This is a genomic window from Amycolatopsis sp. NPDC114503, assembly GCF_055633655.1.
Genome location: NZ_JBVKDT010000020.1, coordinates 72770 through 97225, shown reverse-complemented (window position 1 = coordinate 97225; position 24456 = coordinate 72770). Strand labels below are relative to the sequence as shown.

Genomic DNA, 24456 nt, shown 5'->3' with positions numbered 1-24456 from the left:
TAGCGCCGTCCGAAGTGGACGCCGGTCAGGCTCCGGCCGGCTGCCCGAGCTTCCCGGCGAGCCGGTCCAGCCACGCCTCGACCTCGCCCGCCGAGCGGTCCGGGAGCCCGAACACGACCTCGGTGACGCCCGCGTCCTCGAGCTTGGCCAGCCCCTCCGGATCCGGGCGCGGGCCGAGCGTGATCACTTCCGGCTCGCCGTCGCGGCCCTCCTCGCGCCAGATTTCGCGCAACTGCGCGACTTTCGCGGTGATGTCGCCTTCGCCGGGCGTGGTCAGCCAGCCGTCGCTGTGACGCGCGATCCAGCGGAACGTCCGCTCCGTCCCGCCCGCGCCGACGACCACCGGCACCTTGGGCTGCACCGGTTTCGGCCATGCCCAGCTCGGCCCGAACTCCACGAACTCGCCCGAGTAGCTCGCCTCTTCCTGTGTCCACAGCGCGCGCATCGCCTCGAGGTACTCGCGCAGCGCGGTGCGCCGCCGTTTCCCGGGCACCCCGTGGTCGGCGAGTTCGTCGGTGTTCCAGCCGAACCCGACGCCGAGCGTGACCCGGCCGCCGGACAGGTGGTCCAGCGTCGCGACGGTCTTGGCGAGCGTGATCGGATCGCTCTCCACCGGCAGCGCCACCGCGGTCGCCAGCCGGATCGTCGAGGTCACCGGCACCGCGCTGGCCAGCGCGACCCACGGGTCGAGCGTGCGCAGATAGCGGTCGTCCGGCAGCGAGGAGTCGCCGGTCCGGGGATGCGGGGCGTCGCGCCGGATCGGGATGTGGGTGTGCTCGGGCACGTAGAACGTCGCGAATCCGGCCTCTTCCGCGGCTTGGGCGGCCGCCGCCGGGGAGATGCCCCGGTCGCTGGTGAACAACACGATCCCGTATCTCACCCCCGGCACGTTATTAGAACGTGTTTCAGTTTGCAACGGGCTTCCGGGCCGGGCGATTATTCCTGGTGAAACCCGGGCTTGACGGCGGTGCGGGCCGGGTATTCCACTGGTAGTTGCGCTTGACCCGGCCCGTCCTTCCCGAGGAGGGGATCATGCTGCCCCATCGCGACCGCAGCGCCCTGCGGAAGATCGAAGAGGAACTCGCCGCGAGCGACCCCGTGTTCGCCGCGACGCTGAGCCAAGGCGTGCTGCCGGCGCAGTCCCGGCGGTGGCGGAAGATCCTCGTCCTGGCCGAGGTCACCGCCGCGCTGATGCTGGCGTTCGGCCTGATGGGAGGAGAGACCGGCTGGTTCCTGTGGGGCCTGCTCGCCGCGCCGCTGCTGGTGTGGGCGCACCGGACCCTGCTGCAGCGCGGCCGCGAGCGCACGGCCGACGACCAGCCGTGATTTTCAGCGTTGCGCGGCGCGTTCGAGCAGCGGGGTGAGCCGGTAGGGCACCATCTCGCGCATGACGAGCGCGTTGTTGGTGCGCTCGACGCCGGGGATTTCCAGGATTTCCCCGGCGATCCGGTACAGGTCGTCCGCGTCCGTCGCGACCACGTGCACCAGCAGGTCCTGCGCCCCGGTCAATCCGCGCACCTGCAGCACTTCCGGCACCGCGGCGAGGGCGCGGCCGACCTCGTCCAGCAACCGCTGCCGCGCTTGCACCGTCACGAACGCGGTGAGCGGGTAGCCGAGCGCGGCCGGGTCGATCCGGTGTTCGGCCGAGCGCAGCGCGTCGCCCTGTTCGAGCCGGGCGAGCCGGTTTTGCACGGTGTTGCGGGACAGGCCCAGTTCGTCGGCGAGCGCGACGGCGGTCGCCCGCGGGGTGCGGCCGAGCGCGAGCAGGATCCGGGCGTCGGTGGCGTCGAGCCGCTGAGTGCTGGGCATGCTGCGCAATCCTCTCCGCACCGCGAGGTGCTGACTTGGGCGTTCTGCGCAATGTCGAACGCGCTTGTTGTGCACCCTACCCAGCTCTGCTGGACTGTCCTGAACTTTCCGCCCAAGAAAGGTCCGATCCGTCGTGAGCAGCGCCGCCCCCGAACGCCTTCCGGACAACGACACGGTGACCGTCCTGCGCGAGGTGCAGGACCGGGTGCTGTGGCTGTCGACCGCGATCATCGACCACGCGAACCGCGTCCGGCCGAATCCGACCGGGCTCAAGGTCGGCGGGCACCAGGCGTCCAGCGCCTCGATGGTGTCGATCATGACCGCGCTGTGGTTCGCCCGGCTGCGCGCGCAGGACCGGGTTTCGGTCAAGCCGCACGCCTCCCCCGTGCTGCACGCGATCAACTACCTGCTCGGCGATCTCGACGAGAAGTACCTGACGACGCTGCGCGAGTTCGGCGGCCTGCAGAGCTACCCGTCGCGCTCGAAGGACCCGGACCAGGTCGACTACTCCACCGGTTCGGTCGGCATCGGCGCGACCGCCCCGATCTGGGGCGCGCTGGCGCGGCGTTACGTCGAGTCGCACGGCGGCGGCGCGGGCGCCGGACGGCAGTACTCGCTGGTCGGCGACGCGGAGCTGGACGAGGGCGCGTGCTGGGAGGCGATCCTCGACCCGAACGTGGCGGAACTGGGCGAGGTCGTCTGGATCGTCGACCTGAACCGGCAATCGCTCGACCGCGTGGTGCCGAACATCGGCGCGACCCGGCTGCAGGGCATGTTCGAGGCGGCCGGCTGGCAGGTGCTGACCGTGAAGTACGGCCGCCTCCTGCAGGAACTGTTCGAGCGGCCGGGCGGCTCGGCGTTGCGTGCGCGGATCGACGAGATGTCGAACCCGGAGTACCAGCGGCTCATCCGCTGCACCCCGGCGCAGCTGCGCGAACGCCTGACGACGCCGGAGCTGGCACCGCTGCTGGACACACTCGACGACGACACGCTGCATGCCGCCATCCGCAACCTCGGCGGCCACGACCTGTCCGCGCTGCTGGACACGTTCGACGCCATCGACGACCACCGGCCGACTGTCGTTTTCGCTTACACCGTCAAGGGATTCGGCCTCGCGAGCGAGGGACATCCGCAGAACCACTCGTCACTGCTGACCGCCGAGCAGCTGGGTTCGCTGGCCGAACGCGTCGGAATCTCGCTGGACGACCCGTGGCAGAAGTTCCCCGAAGGCTCCGCCGCCGCCCAGCTGTGCGCTTCGACCGCTACTCGCCTGGAGCGGGAAAGCGTTGAGCTGCAACCGGTTCCGGCCCTGCCGTCCGACATCGGCCGCACGCCGTCCGGCCGCACGACGACGCAGGCCGCGCTCGGCCGCGCGCTGCTCGACCTGACCCGCGAAGCGCCCGAAGCGGCGGAACTCGTCGTGACGCTGTGCCCGGACGTCTCGTCCAGCACCAACCTCGGCGGCTGGGTCAACAAGGTCGGCGTGTGGTCGCCGCAGGAACGCGTCGACTGGTTCGCCGACGACCCGGAGACCATCCTGCACTGGCGCGAGCGGCCCAGCGGGCAGCATCTGGAGCTGGGCATCGCCGAGGTGAACCTGGTGAGCGCGCTCGGGGAACTCGGCACGACGTGGTCGCGCTGGGGCCGTCCGCTGCTGCCGATCGGGGTGCTTTACGACCCCTTCGTGGAGCGCGCGCTGGAACCGTGGTCGTTCGGCATCTACGGCGGCGGACAGTCCATTTTGGTCGGTACGCCGTCCGGCGTCACCCTTGCACCCGAGGGCGGTGCGCACCAGTCGGTGACCACGCCGTCGGTCGGGCTGGAACAGCCTGGCTGCGTGACGTACGAGCCCGCGTTCGCCTTGGATGTCGAGTGGACCCTGCTGGCCTCCCTGTCGCGCCTCGGCCGCCCCGACGGAACTTCCGCCTACCTGCGCCTCTCGACCCGTCCGGTGGACCAGAGTCTCGCCGCGGTGCCCGCTGACCCGGCCGCGCGGGAACGTCGCCGCCGCCAGGTCGTGGCCGGGGCGTACCCGATCCGCACTACTGCCGTGGCGCGTCCGGACGTCACGCTGGTGACGATGGGCGCAATGGTTACCGAGGCGCTGGAAGCCGCCGACCGGCTCGACGCGCTGGGCAAGCACGCCGATGTCGTGTGCGTGACGAGTCCTGGCCTGCTGTTCCGTGCTGTGCAGGCGCGGGCGGGCCAGGACACGGCTGAGACGTGGATTCTGGAGTCGGCGCTGCCGTCCGAACGCTCGGCACCGATGGTGACGGTCCTCGACGGGCACCCGCACACGCTGGCGTTCCTGGCGAACGTCCACCGCGTGCGGGCGGCGCATCTCGGCGTGACGCGGTTCGGGCAGTCCGGGGATCTGGAGAGCGTGTACCGGCATCACGGGATTGACACGGACAGCATTATTCAGGCCGCGCTGGACGTCGCGGACTGATCGAGGAGGACGAACGGCTGACCGTCCTTGCCGTCGCCGACGGCCGGGTCGTGGTCCGGCTCACTCCGGCGATGACCGAAGCGCTCGGACAGCCGCGCGACGAACCGGAGTTGCGGCAGCGGCTGGCGGCGGCGGGTTTTGTGCTGCACGGGGCCTCGGACGCCGAAGCATTCGCCGCGTTCGAGCCCGCCGCTTCGGAACAGGATCTGGACGACGCTTCCGTCGAGCTGGGGCGGTCTACGGCGCGTTCGCCGACGGGCGGCTCGTGGCTGTCGCGAGCATGTACCCGTGACGCGCCGCTGGCCGACCTCGGTGTGGCGACGCTGGCGGAGCACCTGGGACGTCGTCTCGCCGGACTCGCCTCGCTGACGCCGCGGTCGCTGTCGTGTCGGGTGCCTCAGTCCCCGATCCGGATCAGCGAGCGGGCACCCTGCCCTTGCCGCATCCGGTCGAACGCCTCGCCCACCTCGTCGAGCGAAATCCGGTGCGTCACCAGGGTTTCCAGGTTCAGCGCACCGGACCGGACCTCGTCGGCGAGAACCGGAATGTCGAGATCCGGGTCGGAAGCGCCGTAGACGGTGCTGGTGAGCGTCCGCGCGAAGTGGAAGATCTCGAGCGGGTTCAGCACGACCTGCTGGTCTTTCCGCCCGACGCCGACCACCGTGCAATGCCCGCCGCGGCGCACCGAACTCCACGCCGCGCGGATCGTGGCCGCCGCGCCGACGCATTCGAAGGCGTAGTCCGCGCCGCGGCCCTCGGTCAGCCCGCGCACCTGTTTGGCGAGTTTGTCGTCGCTCACCAGGAAATCCGTCGCGCCGGCCGCGCGGGCGAGCGCTTCCTTCTCCGGCGACAGATCGGCCGCGATGATCTGCCCGGCGCCCGCCAGCTTCGCCCCGAGCACCACGCACAACCCGATCCCGCCGAGACCGAGCACGAGCACGCTCTGTCCTTTTCGGACTTTCGCGGTGTTGCGCACCGCGCCGACCCCGGTCAGCACCGCGCAGCCCATCAACGCGGCCAGATCGAGCGGAACGCCGTCCGGCAAGGGCACGACGGATCGACCGGGCAGCACGGTTTCCTCAGCGAATCCACCGACTCCGAGTACGACGTTGAGCGGCCCGCCCTCCAGTTCCCCGCGCGGCAACGTGGTGACGCCCTCGATCGCCGAGCACAACCAGGGTTCCCCGGCCAGGCAGAACCAGCATTCCCGGCACGCGGCGGCCCAGTTGAGCACCACCCGGTCCCCCGGCTTCACGTGCGTGACCGCGCCGCCGACCTCGGCCACGACGCCGGACGCCTCGTGTCCCGGCACGAACGGGTACTGCGGGCGCAGCGTTCCGTCCACCATGGACAGATCGGAATGGCACACCCCGGCGGCCGCGATCCGCACCCGCACGTCCTGGGGCCCGACCGGCGGCAGCATGATGTCGCAGACCTCCGGACGGCCGCCCTGCTCGCGCACAACCACGGCTTTGACCACGGTGTCTTCTCCTTCGGGTCGTGCTAGAGCTGGATGGATTTGAGCTCGGTGAACTCGTCGAGCGCCGCCCGGCCCATCTCGCGGCCGAGACCGGACTGCTTGTAGCCGCCGAACGGGGCGAGCGGGTTGAAAGCCCCGCCGTTCACGTCGATCTGCCCGGTCCGGACCTTCCGCGCGAAGGCCAGCGCCCGGTCCTGGTCCGCCGACCACACCGCGCCGTGCAGGCCGTAGCGGGAGTTGTTCGCGATCCGCAGCGCGTCTTCCTCGTCGTCGAACGGGATGATCGACAGCACCGGGCCGAAGATCTCCTCCTGCGCGATCGTCGAATCCGGGTCCACACCGGAGAAAACTGTCGGTGCGACGAAGTAGCCTGTGGCGGCAGGAGCTTCGGTCCCACCGGTCACCAGAGTCGCACCCTCGGCGATGCCCTTCTCGATGTAGCCGCGCACCCGGTCGCGCTGCGCCGCGGAAACCAGCGGGCCCAGTTTTGTCTTGGGGTCCAACGGATCGCCCGTCGTGAACCCCTCGGCGAACGTCTTCGCGAGCGCGACCGCTTCGTCGTGTTTCTCGCGCGGGACGAGCATGCGCGTCCACGCCGTGCAGGTCTGGCCGCCGTTGAGGAACGCGTTGGAGACGCCGACTTTGACCGCCGTCGCGAGGTCCGCGTCGTCGAGGATCACGTTGGCCGACTTGCCGCCCAGCTCCAAGGTGACGCGCTTGACCGTGCGTGCCGCCAGCTCGGCCACCCGGGTACCGGCGCGCACCGATCCGGTGAACGACACGACGTCGACCTCCGGATGCGTCGCCAGCGCCTCGCCTGCCACCGGGCCGTATCCGGTGACCAGATTGACCACGCCGGGCGGAAAACCGGCGTCGTGGATCGCGTCGAACAACTGGTAGGCGCTCAACGGCGCGACCTCGCTCGGCTTCACCACGACCGTGCAGCCCGCTGCCAGCGCCGGGGCGATCTTGCAGGTGATCTGGTGCAGCGGGTAGTTCCACGGCGTGATCGCCGCGACGACACCCGCCGGTTCGCGCACGATCAGCGAGTTGCCGACCTTCTCCTCCGGCTCGTCCTGGCCGAGCAGATCGACGTACGTCTTCACGTCGGTCTGCGGCAGCGCGGCCTGGATCCGGGTCGCGATCCGCAACGGCGTGCCGACGTCCTTCGCGATCGTCTCGCCGATCTCGTCGGCTCGCTTCGCCAGCCCGTCGAGGAGTTTGCCCAGCAGCTCCGCGCGTTCCGCTTTGGTCGTCGCGGCCCACGCCGGAAACGCTTCGCGCGCTGCCCGGACCGCCCGGTCCACGTCGGCGGCCGTGCCCTCCGGGATGCGCGCCTGGACCTGCTCCGTGGCCGGGTTTTCCACCGGGATCGCGGCTTCCGAGCCCGAACGGACCCATTCGCCGCCGATGTACAGCACGTCGCGCTCAGCCACCGAGTCTCCTCCGACCTAGGTTCTCTCCCTCTCGCCGGATTCTATAGAAAACGCTCCCGCTGTCTAGTGCGCCGCGAGGACGCCCTGTGCCGCGAGGAAGTCGACCAGCAGGTCCCCCGCCTCGCGGATGTGCGCCGCCATCGCCTCCCGCGCCGCGTCCGGCTTGCGCTCGTTCAGGGCGGCGAGCACCCGATCGTGGTCGTCGCGAGCGAGGATCGGCCAGCCGGGAATGTCCGCATACGCCGAAAAGGGCACGTACCTGAGCGTCAACGACAGCATCCAGGTGAACTTGGGCGCGGCGGCAGCGTGATTGACCATGCGATGCAACGCGAAGTCGGCCCGTTCGGTCGCGTCGAGGTCGCCGTCGCGGACGGTTTTCTCGATCTCGCGTTGAAGATCGTCCAATTGCGCCAGCCCCGCCGGGTCGAAGGTCTCCGCCGCCCGCGCGGCCAGCTCGCCGGAGACGTAGGCCTGCATCGCGTAGACGTCCACGACATCCCGGCGCGTCACCGGAATCACCCGGAATCCGCGCCCTGGACGGAAATCCACCATGCCCTCGCCCGCGAGCGCCATCAACGCCTCGCGGACCGGGGTGGCGCTGACGCCGAGGCGCTCGGCCAGATGCTCCGTCCGCAGCCGCTCGCCGCCGCGGACCGCGCCGGTCAAGATCAGATCGCGCACCTGCTTGGCGACCCGCGGGCTCAGCCGTTCGCGCGCTTCTCCGGCCACTGTCACGAAAACTCCCCGCCAGCGTTCGATTTCCCGCTATCGTAGCCGTTGCCCGCCAATGTGATGCCGGTCACTTTTTGCTCCGGCGAGAACCTGCGGCGGGGGTCGCCTCGACTATCCGGACGAACCCCCTGCACCGGGGTGAACCGCAGAGAGTGTCCTCAATGGACGCTTCGAGGGAGGAAACGAAATGTCAGTGAAGTCTTCGGTTCTGCGCCACGGCCGCCTCGTGGCCGGCACGGCAGTCGCGGCGGCCGTCATCGCCGGAGGAACGATCGGAGTCGCGGCGGCGGCCACCGGCGACCATCCGGCGATGCCCGTCGCCGCAGCAGCCGCCGCGCCCGCCGCCCAGCCGCCCGCCGCCGAGCAGCCGCCGGAGGGAGCCAGGGCGATCGTGAAGATCGACCCGAACCCGGCCGCCCCCGGCGGAGACATCACGCTCACCGGCAACTGCGGCGGAGGCAAGGGCCTGAAGAAGGTGATCGGCGGATTCCCGGGTCATCAGATCCTGAAGGACGTCAAGATCGTCGACGCGAACCCGGAAGCCTTCAAGGCAACAGCGAAAATCACCACGAAGGTCGGCAACGGAGTCGGTCCGGTGATGGTCGACTGCGACGGGGAAGCAGGCGTGACCCTGCTGGTGACCCACACCCCGCCGGCGGGTGAGTAGCGATGACAGGGAGATCCCGCGGCACGAGGGTGACCCGGCTCGGTTCGGACGCGACACTGGCTGATCCGGCCACAGCCCAGCGCCGGTCTTGACCGGATCGGCCCGGCGACGTCACGGCCGAGCAGATCACGCACCCCGCGCTGTGAAGGTCGGCCGGCCGGCCGGGTTGGCTTGCCCGGCCGGGCGGCACCGACTGAGCGAGGGCACAGCCCAGCGCTGGTTCTAGCCGCGTCGGCCCGCCTGCCACCGGACGAGCCGATCACCCCGCCGCGCGGGTGAATGCCAACTCGGCCGGGGCACAGCGTCGCCGTGGGGTCGCCTGACACGCTGGCGTCCCCGTTCGACCTGGCCACGTCAACGATCGAGCAGTCGCGCTGGCCGCCCCGGCTCGACCCGGCCACGTCAACGACCGACCAGTCGCGCTGACCGCCCCGGCTCGACCCGGCCACGTCAACGACCGACCAGTCGCGCTGACCGCCCCGGCTCGACCCGGCCACGTCAACGACCGACCAGTCGCGCTGACCGCCCCGGCTCGACCCGGCCACGTCAACGACCGAGCAATCAGGTGCTCGGCGCATCCGTCCGGAAGGAGACCCCATCGGCCGAACAGGCCGCCCGCCAACGCGGATGATCACCGGCTCGGCTCGACGGCGTCCCGCAGGCCGCCGAGCAGCAGACAGGTGACCGGCCAGTCCCCCAGGCTGGCCGGTCACCTCCCGGCCGCCCGATGCGGTGTGCCGCGAGGCGGGCGTCACCACCTCGCGGCACACCCGCTCACCCACCCCCGCCAGGGTGGAAAATTCCGGGCCCGCCAGATCGAATCCCCTGCTGTGAGGCGATGTGTAAGCGCTGTGAGGTTGCTGTGCATCCGGCCGCACGGGATGCCCGACAGGCGTCGGCATGGTCATCTTGAAGCGTGAGAGTCAACGTTTCCCGGACAGCGCTGATCGTCTGCGCGGCGGCCGCGATCGTCGCGACCGGCGGCGCCAACGCCGTCGTCGACACCGCCGACGTCACCGGCCCGGCCGTTCAGGCGAGCGGCGCGGGCACCCCGGCCGTCTCGACCGGCGATGGCTCCCCCAGCTCGGCGGCGGCCACCCCGACCGGCGACGATTCACGCAGCGCAGGAACGACCATCACGTCCGGCGACACCGGCACGTCCCCCAGCGCCGCGGCGACCGGGACGGCGAGCCCCACCGTCGGCGCGCTGTTCTCCGGCGGCAACCACTTCTGCTCGGCCAGCGTGGTGCACAGCCCCACCGGCGACCTGCTCCTCACTGCCGCGCACTGCGTCAGCGGCGACGTCTCGGGCGTCACCTTCAAACCCGGCTACCACGACGGCATCGCCCCCTACGGCACCTGGCAGGTCACCGCCGCGATCACCGCGGACGGATGGAAGTCCTCGTCCGACCAGGACCTCGACTTCGCGTTCCTCAAGGTCGCCCAGCCCGGTTCCGCGAGCCTCGAAAGCCTCACCGGCGCCAACCAGTTGGGCACGAACCAGGGCTTTTCGCACACCATCACCCTGACCGGCTACCCCGACGGCACCGAACAACCAGTCGTCTGCACGGGCGCCACCACCCAGTCCGACACCTACCAGCAGCGCGTCGCCTGCCCCGGCTTCCCCGACGGCACCAGCGGCGGCCCCTGGGTCATCAACCAGGACCCGAACACCGGAACCGGCACCGTCATCGGCACCATCGGCGGCTACCAAACCGGCGGCGCCACCGCGGACGTCTCCTACAGCGCCTACTTCGACGACGACATCGCCCAGCTCTACAACTCGGCGATCCGCTGAACCACGCCGCGAACGCCTCCGCCTTCCGCGGAACCGGCATTGCCTGAAACCGGCAATCCGGAGGTCATGCGCGGCAAGCATTCAACCCCGCCGCCCAGACGATCTTCACCGCGCCGCGAGGAGAGCCGTCGCCCCGGAATCTTGTTGGCACCAGGACACATCGCCGCCGGGCGGCGGAGACACGAGTTCGGGAACAAGCGTCGTCCGGCAAGAACGGGGAACTCCCGGCGGAGTGCGCGATTTCGCCGGGACAATCAGCGACCCCCTCAACCCCAGAGCGGAACGGCGTGGTCCGCCGCGCGAACGATGGCGCTTCCGTCGAGGGTGACCGAGGTCAGGTCGATGCCCAGGTCCGGCCACTCGGCGACGAACTCGAAGGGAACCGCCGGCGGAAGCGGCCAGAGCCAGAGCCGCCGGTGGCTGTCGTAGTACTGGTCGCCGCCGGAGGAATCGCCGCCGGCCTCGACGAGCATGGGGCCTTCCGGCCGGTCGGCGGGATCAGCCCAGCCGGGAAAGGCGTGTTCGACAGTGGTGGCCTTCGAGCCGTCGGGAAAGCGGACGCCGAATTTCCAGCCCCCGTCGGCCGTCTCGACGCCGGAAAGGTAGTCGAAGTCGTTTTCCGTCACGCTTTTCCAGGTCGAGGCGTCCAGCGGACCTCGGCGGATCGCCAAGTGCAGAGCAAGCAGACAGCCCCCGGGAAAGGCGACCGCGTAATGCAGCGCGGCCGCCACGCGGTCGGTTCGGGCGATGAACTGCTGGACCGGCACCACCTGCCCCAGGATTTCCCTGGGCGGCCCCTGCCAGGAAACGGTTTCCATACGCGGGATTTTAGCAGCCCCGGCGATTCCGTGCGAAGAGAAAACCGCCATGCGTCCGGAAAAGACGACAGGTTCCCCAGGATTCCCGGGGAACCTGTCAAACTACGAAATTCAGAGGTAGATCGAGACGCTGGGGTTGCCGGAATGGCAGATGGTGCCGTCGATCAGCGTCGCGCCCCCGTTGTGGACACGGTCGAAGGTGTAGCCGAACTGGTTCAAGCCAGTCCAGATCCGCGCCGCCTTGTCGTCGAAAATCGCCCCGCTGTAGGTCTGGTGGGACGTTCCGTTGCGGTCGCTGAGCGAGACGTCCCATGACCAGAAGAAGGCTTTCGCGGGAGTGTTGCTGAACCCGCTGACGACCGCGACCTGGTTGGTGCCGGTCTGGCTGACGCGAATCCAGGAACGGCCGCAGTTCCCCCACACCTCGGCGTAGTCGGTGTTGGCGGCCGCGGGTCTCGCTCGTCCGCTGGACGGTGCGTCCGGTTGCGGGTGCACGATCACGCTCTTGGGCAGGTTCGACCGGGGGTCGATCGGGACCGACTGCCGGTCCCCGTTGGCATAAGTGACAATCCGGTAGCCGTGAGCCTTGGCGACCGCCGCGTCGAAGCCCACCGCGTGCATCCCGGGCTGCGTTTCCTGCGTCGCGCCCGGCATCGGCGCGGCGGCCGCGGACGTGGTCCCGCCGAGCACGCCCAGCACCACGGCGAGCGAGGACCCGACGGTCGCGGCCAGCCAGGACCGCGTCCTGGCCGGTTTCCGGTTCTTGGTCATTTTTCAGCGCACCTTCCTTGTTGTTTCTTCTCGGGGAAGAACTGTTCGGCATCGCACCGCCGCTCCAGAAGAAGTCAGGAAAAAGAAAAATAGACATTCATCCGGCGATGCCGAACGGCAGCTGCTGCACGTCAAAAGTAAAAAGCTAAACCCAGCGTGCTTATTTCCATTTAGCAGAATCAAGCGTAGAGCAGCGTAATCACGACTGTCAACCGATGACTGTTTGGCATGGTTTCAGATTGATTCTTCAATGATGAACAAACCGCCGCGAAGCGTGGCGCTTCCTACCGGATCCGGCTGCGCAAAGAATTGAAGTCCGCGAATTCGACTGGTCTGGCGAGGCGAGCGGTCGGCCAGTCTCGGACACCTGCCGCGTCGAAGGCTTCGGCAGCGGCGTGCAGCGCGGCCGACGGCCGGGACGACGGCAAGGGCTCGCATTTGGTCGGCACTGCGTTGGTTCTGGCCGGGCAGGGACGTCTTGTCGGGGAATTCCGTCGGCATCGCAGCAGTGGCACGGTCGTAGTCCATGGTGAGGCAGCCGTCGGCGGCGGTCTCGTATCCGATGCGGGCCATGAGGTCGCGGTAGAAACTGCCTGCTCCGACGACGAATCTGGCGACGCAGGGACTGGCCCGGCACGAGTCACCGACGGCGAGCGGGAGGGCGGCCGCAACGTCGAATCCGTCGAACGTCGCGCCGGACGCCCGGCCCGGAGTCAGCTCGAGCTGGGCGGTGCGGCCGGTGCCTGATGCAGCGAGAGATTCTGCCCGGCCTTGTCATCCGCGGCCCACGCCCCGGACTCCGCCGTCCACGTCTGGCCTGCGAAGCTCACCCGGTCCACTCCCAGTTTCGCCGCGCGGGCGACCAGCCAGCTCGCGATCCGCCAGCCTTCCGCGGCGGGATGCGCTCCGCTCAGCCGCGCAGTGCCCAGTTCGGCGTTCGCGACGGTCACCAGATTCGTGGGCGGGTTCAGCGTCAAGTTCCGGCAGGTCAGCGCGGCCGGGTACTGGCCGGTCAGCGCGCCGGTCAGCGCGGTGGCTTCGTCTTCCCACTGGGCGTACGCGTCGGGGGCGCCGGAACGCTGCACGGCCTGCGCCGCTTCGGTGATGGGAATCGTCTGCCAGTTGTCGAGTTTCGCCAGCTTCTTGTAGAACTCCGTCGCCGAATAGACCGGGTCCTGGAGCTGGTCGGGCGTGCCCCAGCCTTGGCTCGGGCGCTGCTGGAACAGGCCGATCGAGTCCCGGTCGCCGCCGCTCAGGTTGCGGAGTTTCGACTCTTGCAGGGCCGTCGCGAGGGCGACCGTGACCGCGTGCGAGGGCAGGCCCTGCTTGACGCCGACGGCGGCGATGATCGCGGCGTTGTTCATGGGGTCCGGTTGCAGCGTGTACTGCGGCGCGGAGGCGTCGTTCGGTCCCTTCGGCAACGCGACAGTGCAGCCGGGGGTCTTGACCTCGTCACTGCTCGAGAACATGACGACCACGACGACCACCGCCGCGAGCGCCACGACGACCGCAAGAATCGCCGCTCGCACGCCACACCCGCGCACCCGTGCCCGCCCTTCCCCACTGCCCACTTAAGTGCACAGTCTGCCCGGACGTCCCAGTCGCGAGACGCTTGGGTCGGGTCAGCCGGCGTCGGGCGCGCCCAGGAAGACGGGGTTCGACATGGCGACCATGGCGTTCGGCGTCGTGGTCTTCGGACCGCCCGACGGACGCCGCACCTCGACCCGGACCCAGCGGCTGTAGCGCGGGTACGTCGTCCACGTGACGGTCGCGGCGCCGGCCTCCGGGACGGTCTCGCTGTGCTCCGGGCCGAGCTGGTCGAGGAAGGTCACGGTCGTGCCGGGCACTCCGCGAACGACCGCGCGCACCTCGATCGGCGTGCCGGTGCCCGCGACGAGCCGTCCGCCGATGCCCGCGGTGCGGCCCGCGCCGGAGACGGAGAAGTCGAGCTGGACGTCTTTCGATTCGGCCAGCCAGGACCGGCCTGCTTTGAGCCCCGCGAGCAGTTCGGCCCGGCCGAGCCGGTCTGCCTGGACGACCGTGTGCGGGAGCGCGACGGTCTGGTCCGGATTGTGCGCGTCGGAATCCCCGATCGCCGGGATCCACCGGCCGCCGCGCAGCAGGCCGTCCCAGTGCGTGACGCTCGCTTCGTCGTCCGCGGTCCACGGACCGTTCCAGACCTCGACGAGGTCGGCGATCTCGTAGGCGAATTCATAGGTGCAGCCGAAGCAGTTCGCGAACGGGTGCGCGGCGGTGACCAGGCCGCCCGCCCGGTGCACCTGGTCGGTGAACCGCCGGAAGTCGCGCGGGTCGGACGCGCGGTAGCGCCAGTCGATCCACATTCCGGCCGGGACGCCGATCGCGGGCCAGTGCCCGGACCGCGTGGTGACCTCCTCGCCGTTCAGGATCAGGAGGTCTTCGGTCGCGTAGTCGCCCCACACCAGCTGCGAGCTGGACGTGTTGTGGTCGGTGGACACGATGAAGTCCAGCCCGGCCGCCCGCGCGTCCGCGACCAGCTGCTCGGGCGTGCGCCTGCCGTCGGAGTGGACGGTGTGCAGGTGGGAGTCGCCGCGGTACCAGGACCGGCCGCGGTCGCGCGCGGGCGCGGTCTCCGGGGCGGGGTTCGGCCGGAACGGCTTCGAGGTGTCGCGGCCGAACGTCAGCGTGATGTCGACGCGGTAGTTCAGCCCCTGCGGCGCGACCGTGTACGGGCCGAGGACGACGTGCCAGCGGCCCGGCGTGATCGGTCCGGCGAGGTACCCGGGCGTCGCCTCGGCGGCGCTGATCGAGAACCGGTCGCGGAAGCCGCCGGACCAGCCGCGGAAGCCGCGGCGGGTGCCCAGTTCGTGTCCTTCCGGCCCGAACATCCCGATGTCGCAAGCATTTCCGCGCGTTCCGGCGGGCACCGGCGGCTTGTCGTAGGAGTACCCGACGTCGATCTGCTTCACTCCGCGCGGCACGTCGACCGGGAGGTAGTACCAGTCGGGCACGTCCGGGCGAAAGGTGCCGGTGACGGTCTTCGTCTGCTGCCCGGCGCCGGGCGCGGGCTCGGCGAACGAGACGCCCGGCACCATGCTCATCGCCGCGCCCGCCGCTACGACGCCGCCGGCCCGGAACAGCGTGCGCCGGTTGAGTTCCCCAGTGGACATGCCTACCTCCGCAGCAAAGAAGTCGCGCCGACGCTAGCCGCCGCGGGAACCCCCTTCAACGACGCTGCGGTGAACACTCGGCGCCTCGCCTTGCGCAGCATCGACGTCCTCGGCTCGCCGAGCCGCGCCCCGAAGGAAGCCCTCAGCGCACCAAGCCACATCCCGAAGCTCTCAGCACACCGAACCGCATCCCGAAGTCAGCCGGAGCGTCCGGCGAAGCAGGATCACTTGCCCCGCACGGAATAGTCACCCACCAACCCGATAGTCACCCCCAATCCGCGCGCTCGCCGCCGCCCGGCGGACCGTGCCCACCCACGACCGCCTCACCTCACCGCATCCTCCACGACCCGGTCCAGCCATTCCTCCAGCAACGCCTCGAACAACACCGGCTGCTCGAACTGCAGGTTGTGCCCCGCCCGGTCGAGCACCGCGTAACTCGCCCGCGGATAGTGCCCCAGCAACCCGTACAGCTCCGCGAATCCCGTGGACGCGTCCTGCCGCCCGCACACGATGAGCGCCGGTTTCCGGTACGCCGGACCGCTTTCCGGATCGACCGACAACCTCCAGCCCGCCAGCATCCGCTGCAGCGCGCTCCGGTCGGCGGCCGCCAGCCCGGGCGCGACGTCCGCCCGGAACCGCGCCAGCGTCTCCGCGGACTGGACCACCGCGACGTCCCCGTACTCCTCCGCCTCCGCCGGATCGAGACTCGCCAGCAGCTCCGGATCGGCGCGCAGCACCTCGTGGTCCGGCACGTCCCGCTCCAGCACCGGCACCGGGCGGCCGACCGGGCACACCAGCGCCAGCCCGGCGACCCGCGCGGGCCTCGCACGCACCAGCCCTCGCGCCAGATAGCCGCCGTACGACTCCCCGACCAGCAAGAACGGCTCGTCGCCGATCAGGTCGTCCACCAGGTCTTCCAGCGCCGCGACGAGGTCGTCCGACCCGCGCGCGGAGCCGGCGGGCGATTCGCCCATCCCGGGCAGATCCGGGTAGATCCGCCGGAATCCGGGCCGCCGCGCGAAGACCGGCTCGAGACAGCCGGTCATCAGGCGGTGGTCCGGCATCCAGCCGTGGACGGCCAGCACCGGCGTGCCGGAACCGTGTTCGACGTAATGCATCGTTCCCTCCCTGTTCGCCGGACACCGTTGTACCGCACGGCACCGACAATTCCGGGACACGGCGGCCGGGAGGAGGGCGGCGCCGGCCGCGGGATACGCATATTCCGGGACAATTTCCCGGAAAGTCAGCCGCGAGAGCTGATCAATTCTCTTTCGGGTGCCGGCCGCCCCGGAGCGGGACGGCGCGGAACACAAGCCAGCAGAAGGAAACCTGCCACGACGCCCAGGAGCACGTGGCCGGCGACGGCGCACAATCCGCACAATGCGGTCCATAGGACGATCTTCATCCACCGAGTGTAGGACCGCGAAGAATCGACGACGGCCGACTTGGGGAAGACTTAGGGTTCGGTTAAGCAGAATTCCCCGGAAGAAGCACTAAGAAAGGGTTGCCTTTCCTTTCCGGCTCGCGAGGGGCCCTTCCGGTGCGGCGGCGGGGGCGGTCCGGCAGGATCGGGGCCGTGCCCACGCCCGGAACCAGCGCGCTCGTCGTCACGCTCCCGTCCGCCGCCGTCCTGCTCGAAATCGCCGCGGCCGTCGATCCCGGACTCGTCCGGCCCGGCCTTCCGCCGCACGTCACCGCGTTGTACCCGTTCCTGCCCGCCGACCGGCTCACCGAGCGGACCGACGCCGACATCCGGCAGCTCGCCGCCGGCTTCCCCTCGACGGAAGTACAGCTGACCGATCTGGTCACCGCACCCGGATTCGTCGCCGCAGCCGCCCCCGCGCTGCAGCCGCTCGCCGACGCAGTATGCGATCGCTGGCCCGAAGCGCCCCCGTACGGCGGCCGTTTCGGAGCGCACCCGCCGGCGCATCTCACGATCGCTCTCGGCGGCACTGACGATCAGCGCGGCGAGGTCGCCGAACGGGCGCGAGGCGCACTGCCGGTCACCGCCCAGGCGGACGCGCTGCACCTGGTCGTGCTCACGGAGCAGGGTTGGCAGCTCCGGCTGTCGGCTCCGCTCGGAACGCCTGCGCGATAGCCCGCAACCGAGCCACCTCGGCGGCGAAAGCGGTCTCCCCAGACGGTTCTGCGGGCTCGTTCGCCACCGTCGCGGCGGAACTGCGCAACACCTGCGCGGCCGCGCTCGGCGACAGTTCAGGCCCGACGCCGGACAGCAACAGTCCGTCGTTGATCTCGCTCATCATGGTCAACAGCCGCTCCCGGCCGGTCCCCGACGCGTCGTCAAGACGGACGACATCGGGGTATCGCGAAGCCAGGTGCTCCCGAAGCGGCCGCAGCTCCGACCGCGTACGCGCGTCGCGCACCGCCCGTCCCAACGCGGGCAACGCAGGCACCGTCAGCCCCACCACGACCAGCAGCACCGAAACCGCGGGGAAACCGACCGCGAGCGTGCACCGAACCGTCGAAAACGCGCCGCGGCACAGCTTCGTGACCGGATGTTCGGCAGTCAGATCCCTGATCAGATCGACGATCTTCCCGACTAGATAAGCGAAAGCGAACATACAAGCCACGAGCATGGTGCCCAGCCCGGCCCGCAACGCGCCGGTACCCGCGCGCACCGCGCCAGCCGACACCACGGCGATGTCCGCCACCGCCAAGCCCAGGTACAGCGTGTAGACGACGATGTACACGACCAGCGTCGGGTTAGACCGGTACAGCTCGTCGAAGAGGCCGACGCCCGTCGGAAGCCCGCGCGTCGCGAAGAACGACGCTGTGAGCACGACAAGCGCGACAATCAAAGCCCCAAGCCGCGCGCGCCGTCGACGCTCCGCCGCGCCACCGATCTCCGCGACAGTCACCTCGATGCCGTACGCAGCCACCATCGTCGCGAGGTTCGACAGCAGCCGCCCCAGGCTCGGGTACAGCTGGCTCTCGATCGCCTGCGCACTGTCGGCGAGCAAGCACAACGCGACGCCGAGGGCGATCAAGCTGATCGCCAGCCCCGCGCCCGCACCCGTCCGCCGCGCGCGCACCGCGCGCCAGATCCCGACCGCGAGGGCGAGCAGGCCGACCCCGAAGAAAAGAACGTCGATCATCCGCGCGCTACCCCAGCAGCGACGCGAAGCGCCGCGCGCGATCCGCTGCAGCGCCGGAAGCGCCTGGCCGCAACTGGGCGCCGTCCGCCGTCGCGGCGCTCATCAGGAACACGGCAATGAGCTCCGCTTCGTACTCGTCGGAATTCGTGGTGACGCGGGTGAGCAGATGCGACAGCAGGTGCGCGCTGAGATCGGGCGCGACCGTCGCCGCTTCGGCGTCGGTGAGCACGCATTCGCCGCGGTGGTCGCACAGCAGGTGCGCGATTTCGTGGGCGATGATGTGGTCCTGGTGCAGCGACGACGTGCCGGCCGCGTACGCGATGAGGTCGAAGTCGTCGCGACGCTGCCACGCGCCGGAGGGCTGGCCGGGCGCGTAGCGGACCGCGACCAGGTCGATCTCGCGGCCGCGGTGCTGTTCCAGCCGGTCGATCCACGCGTTCATCGACCACGGCCGCGGGGCGGGCACGTGCCGCAGCAGGTCGCGCACCCGGTCGCGGGCGCGCACTCGCACGGTCGGGTCGATGTCCCCTCCCGAGGCGATCGGCGGCTGGACCAGCCTGGTGCACCAGGGCGTCCCCAGTGCTCCGGCCGTCGCCAGCATAGCCGCCCGGCTCACTCCGGCTTGCGTCCGCGCCGGGTGCGATCGCGTCCCTCGGTGTAGCTGTCGAGCTGGTCCATCAGGGCGGAAACGGTCCGCCGGTCCCGCTCGGAAAGCCGCATCGCGCGCTGCGCCAGGTCGCGGGCCTGGGTGTCCCGCCAGGCCACGACGTCGGCGACCTGCTCGTCCACCCGGCCGGCGACCTCGTCGTCGAAGAAATAGGTGACCGGCACGCCGAAGAACCGCGCGAGCGCCTGGATGTGCGACCGTTTCGGGTCGCGCCGGGCTCCGACGGCCAGCTGCTGCACGTGCGTGGCCGACATGCTGACGCCGGTGACGTCGGCGACTCCCTGGGCGATCTCGCGGTAGGAGTAGGGCTTGCGGTCCGGCGGGTGGACGGTCGCGATCAGGTGCGCCAGCCGCTCCGCGAAGCTGCGCTCCTCCGCCTGCTCGGCCATGCCGCCCCCACCACCGTTCCGTCTCCGTAACAGCGTCCAGCATAACCGTCCCGAAAACTTGACACCAGCCGTCCCGTTCCGGCTACACTCGCCCCGCACATCGTTTAGAAAACTAAACACCGGGATCCGCGTGCGGTCGCTGGGGGTGCCCGCACGCGGTCCCGCGCTCGTCGGTGTCTGTCCGTGCCTGTCCGGGCTTGTCCGGCCGAGGGACGCACAAGTGACGCACAGGCTGCGGAGGTAGGTTGTGCGCCATGACACTCCCCCACAGTCCCGAAAGGACACCCGTCGTCGTCACCGGCGGCAGCGGCTTTATCGGCCGCGCTGTCGTGCGCGCGTTCCGTGAGCGCGGTTATCCGGTCACGGTTGTGGACCGCGTGCGCTACGAGACGACGGACGAGGGAGTGCGCGTCGTCGTCGGAGACCTGCGTGACGCCGAAACCCGCGAAGCGGCTGTCGAGGCAGGCGTCGGCGGGATTGTGCACCTCGCCGCGCTGACGTCTGTGCTGAAGTCAGTAGAGCTGCCGCGCGACACGTACGCGGAGAACGTCGCGGTGACACAAGAACTTCTCGAACTGTGCCGCGTACGCGAGGTGCCGCGCTTTATTCTCGCGTCTACGAACGCAGTGATCGGCAACGTCGGCACGAACACCATCACCGTCGACCTGCCGACGAAGCCGCTTACGCCGTACGGCGCCACGAAAGCGGCCTGCGAGATGCTGCTGTCGGGCTACGCGGGCGCGTACGGAATCACGACGTGCGCGTTGCGCTTCACCAACGTGTACGGGCCTGGCATGTCGCACAAAGACAGCTTCGTTCCGCGCATGATGCGCGCGGCGTTGAATAATGAAGGCGTGCGTGTGTACGGCACCGGAGAACAGCGTCGCGACCTCGTGCACGTCGACGACGTCGTGCGCGCGATCGCGCTCGCGTACGAGAGCGGCTACACCGGCCGCGCGATCGTCGGCGCCGGACATTCGGTGTCAGTGCTGGAAATGGTCGAAACCGTGCGCGCTGTGACGGGGGCCGAGTTGCCGATCGAGCACGTGCCCGCGCCGGCCGGCGAGATGCCCGCGGTGGTCGTGGACGTGTCGGCGAGCGCCGAAACCATCGGCTACCGGCCGGAAATCGCCCTCGCCGACGGCCTCGCCACGGCCTGGAAGTACTTCTCCGGACTGGACCGGGCCGAGGCGCCGTGACCGGATTCCTCCGCCGCCACGCGTTCCTGCTGGTGCTCCTCGCCGCGGGAACCACGCTGCGGGTGCTGTCCTGGATCGCGTACCAGCCGGCGCTGCTGTACATCGATTCCTTCCGGTACCTGGACAATCTGCACGGCCTGCGCGCCGACGGGATCAACCCCGTCGGCTACGACCTGCTGCTGCGGCCGCTGCTCGCAGTCGGCGGGCTGTCGTTCGTCGCCGCTGTGCAACACCTGGGCGGGCTGGCGATCGCGGTCGGGATCTACGCGCTGGCCCGGCGGCTCGGCGCACGCAACTGGGTGGGCGCGCTGGCCGCCGCGCCGCTGCTGCTCGACGCCTATCAGGTGCAGATCGAGCAGAACATCATGGCCGAAGTGCTGTTCGAGGCGCTGCTGTTCGGACTGCTGTGGCTGGTGCTGGCCAAGGGAAAACCCAACTGGCGGCGGATCGCGCTGGCCGGGCTGGTGGTCGGATTCGGGGTGCTGGTGCGGCTGATCGGCATCACGGTCGCCGTGCCGTTCCTGCTGTACGTGCTCGCCGCGGGCAGCGCTTGGCGTTCCTGGCGCGGCTGGCGCGACGCCGGGATCGGGCTGCTCGGGATCCTCGTCGTGGTGGTGCCGTACGCCGCGCAAGTCAAGGCAGAGACCGGGAAATGGGGGCTGAGCGGGCCGTCCGGCAGCATGCTCTACGGCCGCACCGCCGCGGTCGCCGACTGCGCGAAACTCCGGCTCGACCCGGTCGTGCGGCCGTTCTGTCCCACCGAACCGGTCGAGAACCGGCTGGTCGACAACTACACGCACGCCGATCTCGACCCGGCGTGGCCCGGTCCGTTGCCGCCCGGCGCGGACAAAGGCGCGCTGGCGCACGAATTCGCGATGACCACGCTGAAAGCGCAGTGGTGGGACGTCGCGACGTCGATCCTCGGCGACTTCGGCAAGAGCTTCCAGTTCACCCGCTACACCGCGGCCACCGACGTGCCGATCGACCGGTGGCAGTTCCAGCTGACCTACCCGCAATTCGCCGACCCAGCCGCGCTCAAGGCGACCACACAGCAGTACGACGGCACGGATCCCGAGGTCAACGAGCCGATCGCGGTGTTCCTGCGCGACTACCAGATCAACGGCGGATTCGTGCCCGGCGCGGTGCTCGGGTTCTTCGCGCTGCTGGGCCTGTTGACCGTGCTGCGGCGCAAGAAACCCCGCCACCCGGCTCGCAGCGGCGCGCTGTTCGCCGCCGGCACCGGATTGTTCCTGCTGTTCGCGTCCGCGGTGTTCGAGTTTTCCTGGCGTTACCAACTGCCTGCGCTCGTGCTCTTGCCGGTCGCCGGCGCGCTCGGGTTCACCACGCTCACTGTCGCGAGCCGTCGTCGCCTCGGCAGTTATCCCGACGCTGTCGACGAAGGCGCGATCGCGGACTTCCACGACCGCCATCCCGGCGCGAAGCTGTCCGAGCTGACCGTGGTGATCGCCGCGTACAACGAAGCCGGCGGCATCGGCCAGGTCCTGGAGAAGATGCCGGACGAATGTCTCGGGCTGCCAGTAGACGTCCTGGTAGTCGTAGACGGCGGTACGGACAACACTGCGGCCATCGCGGAAGACCATGGCGCGTACGTGTGCGTCGCGCCGACTAACCGCGGCCAGGGCGCCGCGCTGCGCCTCGGGTACCACCTCGCTGCCGAGAACGGCGCGAAGTACATCGTGACGACCGACGGCGACGGTCAGTACGACAACAGCGAAATGGCCGAACTGCTCGCGCCGCTTCTCGACGGCACCGCGGATTTCGTGACCGGCTCCCGGCGGTTGGGGCACGAAGAGGCTGACAGCCGGATGCGCTGGGTGGGCGTGCGCGTGTTCGCGTGTCTCGCTTCGGTGCTCACCTGGCGGAAGATCACCGACACGTCGTTCGGATTCCGTTCGCTGCGCGCGGAACTCGCGTGCGCGATCCCGCTGAACGAACCGCAGTACCAATCGTCGGAACTGCTGCTGGGCGCGACCGCGCGAGGCGCGCGCGTGCTCGAACGGCCGATGAGCATGCGGCTGCGCAAGGCGGGCAAGAGCAAGAAGGGCGGCAGCGTCGTGTACGGCGCGAACTACGCGCGGGTCATGACAGGGACGTGGTGGCGGGGGTACGTGCTGCGCCGCGGTCGAAAACGAACCGGTCGAGCATCGTGAACTTCGCGACGAACACCAGTGCGTAGCTGAGCACGTACGCCGCGTCGAGCAGCACGACCCACCAGAAGTGCGACAGGTGCAGCGGCGCGAGCAGGTGCCCGGCGAGCGTGGTCAGGCCGACCGAGGCGAGGCCGCCGAGCGAGATGACGAGGACGTAGGGCAGCAGCTCGCGGCCCATTTCCGGACGGCCGCGGCGGCCCCACACCCAGCGCCGGGTGAGGAAGAAGTTCAGCACCGCCCCGGCCGCGAACGCGCACGCGCTGGCGAGCCACGGGGCCCCGCCGGCGGCGAGCACCGCGATCAGCGTGGCCTGGCTGAGCAGGGTCGCGGCCACCGAACTGGCGGCCGCGCGGAAGAACCGGGCCAGGCCGCGACGGCGCGGCTTGGGCGATTCTTCCGTCGTGCGCGGCTTCGCCGGGTTGGTTACCGTCGTCATAGTCCCAGTCTCCCCTCGGGCCGCCGGCTCCGCCGCGCGACCCCCCGGCCCACAGCGGATTCACAGCTGACTGCCAGCCGAACATCAGCGGCGGGCGATTAGGTTCGGATCCGCCACCGCGACACCGGGCCTCGTGTACCACGAAAGGCCGTGCCTGTCGCGAAAACGAAAGGAAAGGGTGCTCCGGATGCGAGTGCTGGTTCTCGGCGGTGACGGTTACCTGGGCTGGCCCACTGCGCTCCACTTGTCGGACAAAGGCCACGAAGTGGCTGTTCTGGACAACTTCGCGCGGCGGCAGTACGACGTCGAACTCGGAGCCGAGAGCCTCGTCCCGATCGAAGACCTGAGCACCCGCACCGACGCGTGGCACGCGGTGTCCGGAAAGCGGATCGAACGCTACGAAGGCGACCTGCTCGACGCGGAATTCCTCTTTGGAGCGGTGCGCGATTTCCGTCCTTCCGCGATCGTGCATTTCGCCGAGCAGCGGTCCGCGCCGTATTCGATGATCGACCGCGGGCACGCGGTCTACACGCAGCACAACAACGTCGTCGGAAACCTCAACCTGCTGTACGCGATCGCCGAGGTCGACCCGGACATCCACCTGGTCAAACTGGGCACGATGGGCGAGTACGGCACCCCGAACATCGACATCGAGGAAGGCTGGCTCGAGGTCGAGCACAACGGCCGCCGCGACCGGATGCTGTACCCGAAGAAACCGGGCTCGTTCTACCACCTGTCGAAGGTGCACGATTCGCACAACATCGAGTTCGCCTGCCGGATCTGGGACCTGCGCGCGACCGACCTCAACCAGGGCGTCGTGTACGGCCAGCAGACGCCGCAGACCGCGCTCGACCCCCGGCTGGCCACGCGGTTCGACTACGACGCGGTGTTCGGCACGGTGCTCAACCGGTTCGTCATCCAGGCCGTTCTGGGGCAGCCGCTCACGGTGTACGGCAAGGGCGGGCAGACGCGCGGGCTGATCGACATCCGCGACACCGTCGAATGCATCCGGCTGGCCGTGGAGAATCCGGCGGAGCGCGGCGAGTTCCGGGTGTTCAACCAGATGACCGAGAGCATGTCGGTGCGGGAGATCGCCGAACTCGTCGCCGACCGCTTCCCGGGGCCGGTGCAGATCGAGAACCTGGACAACCCGCGGGTCGAGCAGCCCGAGCACTACTACAACGTCAAGCACACCGGGCTGGTCGGGCTGGGGCTGGAGCCGCACCTGCTGTCGGACACGCTGATCGAGTCGATGTTCGACATCGTGGGCGCGAACAAGCACCGGGTGAACGACGAGCGGCTGCGTCCGACGGTGCGCTGGCGCGGGGCTGTCGAAGCCTCCTGACCTCCGGGCCGTTTCCGTCTCGTT

24 protein-coding genes are annotated in these 24456 nt (G+C 69.7%); 8 read left to right on the top strand and 16 right to left on the bottom strand.

Annotation, left to right across the window (positions count from 1 at the left end; all coding sequences use genetic code 11):
* Positions 1-25: 25 nt before the first annotated feature.
* A complete protein-coding gene (locus tag ACZ7OI_RS46150) occupies positions 26-880 on the bottom strand; it encodes an LLM class F420-dependent oxidoreductase (RefSeq protein ID WP_470270446.1) in 855 nt (284 codons plus the stop codon).
* Between the two features lie 152 nt (positions 881-1032).
* On the opposite strand from ACZ7OI_RS46150, the gene ACZ7OI_RS46145 reads away from it, so the two are divergent.
* On the top strand, positions 1033-1326 hold the full coding sequence (locus ACZ7OI_RS46145) for a DUF3040 domain-containing protein (RefSeq protein WP_470270445.1): 294 nt from the start codon (positions 1033-1035) through the stop codon (positions 1324-1326).
* Positions 1327-1329: 3 nt separating this feature from the next.
* Here ACZ7OI_RS46145 and ACZ7OI_RS46140 read toward each other — a convergent pair whose 3' ends face one another.
* A complete protein-coding gene (locus tag ACZ7OI_RS46140) occupies positions 1330-1809 on the bottom strand; it encodes an Lrp/AsnC family transcriptional regulator (protein WP_470270444.1) in 480 nt (159 codons plus the stop codon).
* Positions 1810-1984: 175 nt separating this feature from the next.
* Here ACZ7OI_RS46140 and ACZ7OI_RS46135 point away from each other — a divergent pair, with 175 nt between their 5' ends.
* On the top strand, positions 1985-4258 hold the full coding sequence (locus ACZ7OI_RS46135) for a transketolase-like TK C-terminal-containing protein (protein ID WP_470270467.1): 2274 nt from the start codon (positions 1985-1987) through the stop codon (positions 4256-4258).
* On the opposite strand, the gene ACZ7OI_RS46130 is transcribed toward ACZ7OI_RS46135, so the two are convergent.
* From ACZ7OI_RS46130 to ACZ7OI_RS46115, 4 genes are all read right to left on the bottom strand, one after another.
* Positions 4231-4407, bottom strand: coding sequence for a hypothetical protein (locus ACZ7OI_RS46130; protein WP_470270443.1), 177 nt, complete (start codon positions 4405-4407; stop codon positions 4231-4233). The two genes, ACZ7OI_RS46135 and ACZ7OI_RS46130, sit on opposite strands and share 28 nt — an antisense overlap.
* A gap of 248 nt (positions 4408-4655) precedes the next feature.
* Positions 4656-5738 (bottom strand): alcohol dehydrogenase catalytic domain-containing protein, encoded by a 1083-nt coding sequence (locus ACZ7OI_RS46125; RefSeq protein WP_470270442.1) that lies wholly within the window; start codon positions 5736-5738, stop codon positions 4656-4658.
* A gap of 23 nt (positions 5739-5761) precedes the next feature.
* Positions 5762-7174 (bottom strand): aldehyde dehydrogenase family protein, encoded by a 1413-nt coding sequence (locus ACZ7OI_RS46120; RefSeq protein WP_470270441.1) that lies wholly within the window; start codon positions 7172-7174, stop codon positions 5762-5764.
* Positions 7175-7237: 63 nt separating this feature from the next.
* Complete coding sequence (locus tag ACZ7OI_RS46115; protein WP_470270440.1) at positions 7238-7909, bottom strand: GntR family transcriptional regulator; 672 nt, start codon at positions 7907-7909, stop codon at positions 7238-7240.
* Positions 7910-8093: 184 nt separating this feature from the next.
* Here ACZ7OI_RS46115 and ACZ7OI_RS46110 point away from each other — a divergent pair, with 184 nt between their 5' ends.
* Both ACZ7OI_RS46110 and ACZ7OI_RS46105 read left to right on the top strand, forming a co-directional pair.
* A complete protein-coding gene (locus ACZ7OI_RS46110; protein ID WP_470270439.1) occupies positions 8094-8573 on the top strand; it encodes a hypothetical protein in 480 nt (159 codons plus the stop codon).
* 916 nt (positions 8574-9489) lie between these two features.
* Positions 9490-10371: a trypsin-like serine peptidase gene (locus ACZ7OI_RS46105; RefSeq protein ID WP_470270438.1), complete on the top strand. Its 882-nt coding sequence runs from the start codon at positions 9490-9492 to the stop codon at positions 10369-10371.
* A gap of 266 nt (positions 10372-10637) precedes the next feature.
* Here the strand turns inward: ACZ7OI_RS46105 and ACZ7OI_RS46100 are convergent, their stop codons facing one another.
* The 6 genes from ACZ7OI_RS46100 to ACZ7OI_RS46075 form a co-directional block, all read right to left on the bottom strand.
* On the bottom strand, positions 10638-11189 hold the full coding sequence (locus ACZ7OI_RS46100; protein ID WP_470270437.1) for a hypothetical protein: 552 nt from the start codon (positions 11187-11189) through the stop codon (positions 10638-10640).
* Between the two features lie 111 nt (positions 11190-11300).
* Positions 11301-11960: a hypothetical protein gene (locus tag ACZ7OI_RS46095; protein WP_470270436.1), complete on the bottom strand. Its 660-nt coding sequence runs from the start codon at positions 11958-11960 to the stop codon at positions 11301-11303.
* Positions 11961-12194: 234 nt separating this feature from the next.
* Positions 12195-12533, bottom strand: a complete 339-nt coding sequence (locus ACZ7OI_RS46090) for a hypothetical protein (protein ID WP_470270435.1) — start codon at positions 12531-12533, stop codon at positions 12195-12197.
* Positions 12534-12673: 140 nt separating this feature from the next.
* The gene (locus tag ACZ7OI_RS46085; protein ID WP_470270434.1) at positions 12674-13489 is read right to left on the bottom strand and encodes a hypothetical protein; all 816 of its coding nucleotides are present in this window, start codon (positions 13487-13489) and stop codon (positions 12674-12676) included.
* A gap of 93 nt (positions 13490-13582) precedes the next feature.
* Positions 13583-15109, bottom strand: coding sequence for a CehA/McbA family metallohydrolase (locus ACZ7OI_RS46080; RefSeq protein ID WP_470270433.1), 1527 nt, complete (start codon positions 15107-15109; stop codon positions 13583-13585).
* 323 nt (positions 15110-15432) lie between these two features.
* Positions 15433-16227, bottom strand: a complete 795-nt coding sequence (locus tag ACZ7OI_RS46075) for an alpha/beta fold hydrolase (protein ID WP_470270432.1) — start codon at positions 16225-16227, stop codon at positions 15433-15435.
* 458 nt (positions 16228-16685) lie between these two features.
* On the opposite strand from ACZ7OI_RS46075, the gene ACZ7OI_RS46070 reads away from it, so the two are divergent.
* Positions 16686-17207 carry a 2'-5' RNA ligase family protein gene (locus ACZ7OI_RS46070; RefSeq protein WP_470270431.1) on the top strand — a complete coding sequence of 174 codons (522 nt, stop codon included), beginning with the start codon at positions 16686-16688 and terminating at the stop codon, positions 17205-17207.
* Here the strand turns inward: ACZ7OI_RS46070 and ACZ7OI_RS46065 are convergent.
* From ACZ7OI_RS46065 to ACZ7OI_RS46055, 3 genes are read right to left on the bottom strand one after another with little or no spacing between them, the layout of a single operon-like run.
* The gene (locus tag ACZ7OI_RS46065; protein WP_470270430.1) at positions 17149-18225 is read right to left on the bottom strand and encodes an MAB_1171c family putative transporter; all 1077 of its coding nucleotides are present in this window, start codon (positions 18223-18225) and stop codon (positions 17149-17151) included. The two genes, ACZ7OI_RS46070 and ACZ7OI_RS46065, sit on opposite strands and share 59 nt — an antisense overlap.
* 7 nt (positions 18226-18232) lie before the next feature.
* Positions 18233-18841 carry a hypothetical protein gene (locus tag ACZ7OI_RS46060; protein WP_470270429.1) on the bottom strand — a complete coding sequence of 203 codons (609 nt, stop codon included), beginning with the start codon at positions 18839-18841 and terminating at the stop codon, positions 18233-18235.
* Complete coding sequence (locus ACZ7OI_RS46055; protein WP_470270428.1) at positions 18838-19281, bottom strand: XRE family transcriptional regulator; 444 nt, start codon at positions 19279-19281, stop codon at positions 18838-18840. The genes ACZ7OI_RS46060 and ACZ7OI_RS46055 overlap by 4 nt, the downstream gene beginning before the upstream one ends.
* 254 nt (positions 19282-19535) lie before the next feature.
* Between ACZ7OI_RS46055 and ACZ7OI_RS46050 the strand changes: the two genes are divergently transcribed.
* Both ACZ7OI_RS46050 and ACZ7OI_RS46045 read left to right on the top strand, forming a co-directional pair.
* Positions 19536-20480 (top strand): NAD-dependent epimerase/dehydratase family protein, encoded by a 945-nt coding sequence (locus ACZ7OI_RS46050; RefSeq protein ID WP_470270427.1) that lies wholly within the window; start codon positions 19536-19538, stop codon positions 20478-20480.
* Entirely contained in the window at positions 20477-22651 is a 2175-nt protein-coding gene (locus tag ACZ7OI_RS46045) for a glycosyltransferase family 2 protein (RefSeq protein WP_470270426.1), read from the top strand. Before ACZ7OI_RS46050 ends, ACZ7OI_RS46045 begins: the two co-directional genes overlap by 4 nt.
* On the opposite strand, the gene ACZ7OI_RS46040 is transcribed toward ACZ7OI_RS46045, so the two are convergent.
* On the bottom strand, positions 22581-23087 hold the full coding sequence (locus ACZ7OI_RS46040; RefSeq protein WP_470270425.1) for a GtrA family protein: 507 nt from the start codon (positions 23085-23087) through the stop codon (positions 22581-22583). The two genes, ACZ7OI_RS46045 and ACZ7OI_RS46040, sit on opposite strands and share 71 nt — an antisense overlap.
* Before the next feature lie 187 nt (positions 23088-23274).
* Here ACZ7OI_RS46040 and ACZ7OI_RS46035 point away from each other — a divergent pair, with 187 nt between their 5' ends.
* Positions 23275-24432 (top strand): NAD-dependent epimerase/dehydratase family protein, encoded by a 1158-nt coding sequence (locus ACZ7OI_RS46035; protein ID WP_470270424.1) that lies wholly within the window; start codon positions 23275-23277, stop codon positions 24430-24432.
* Positions 24433-24456: the final 24 nt, after the last annotated feature.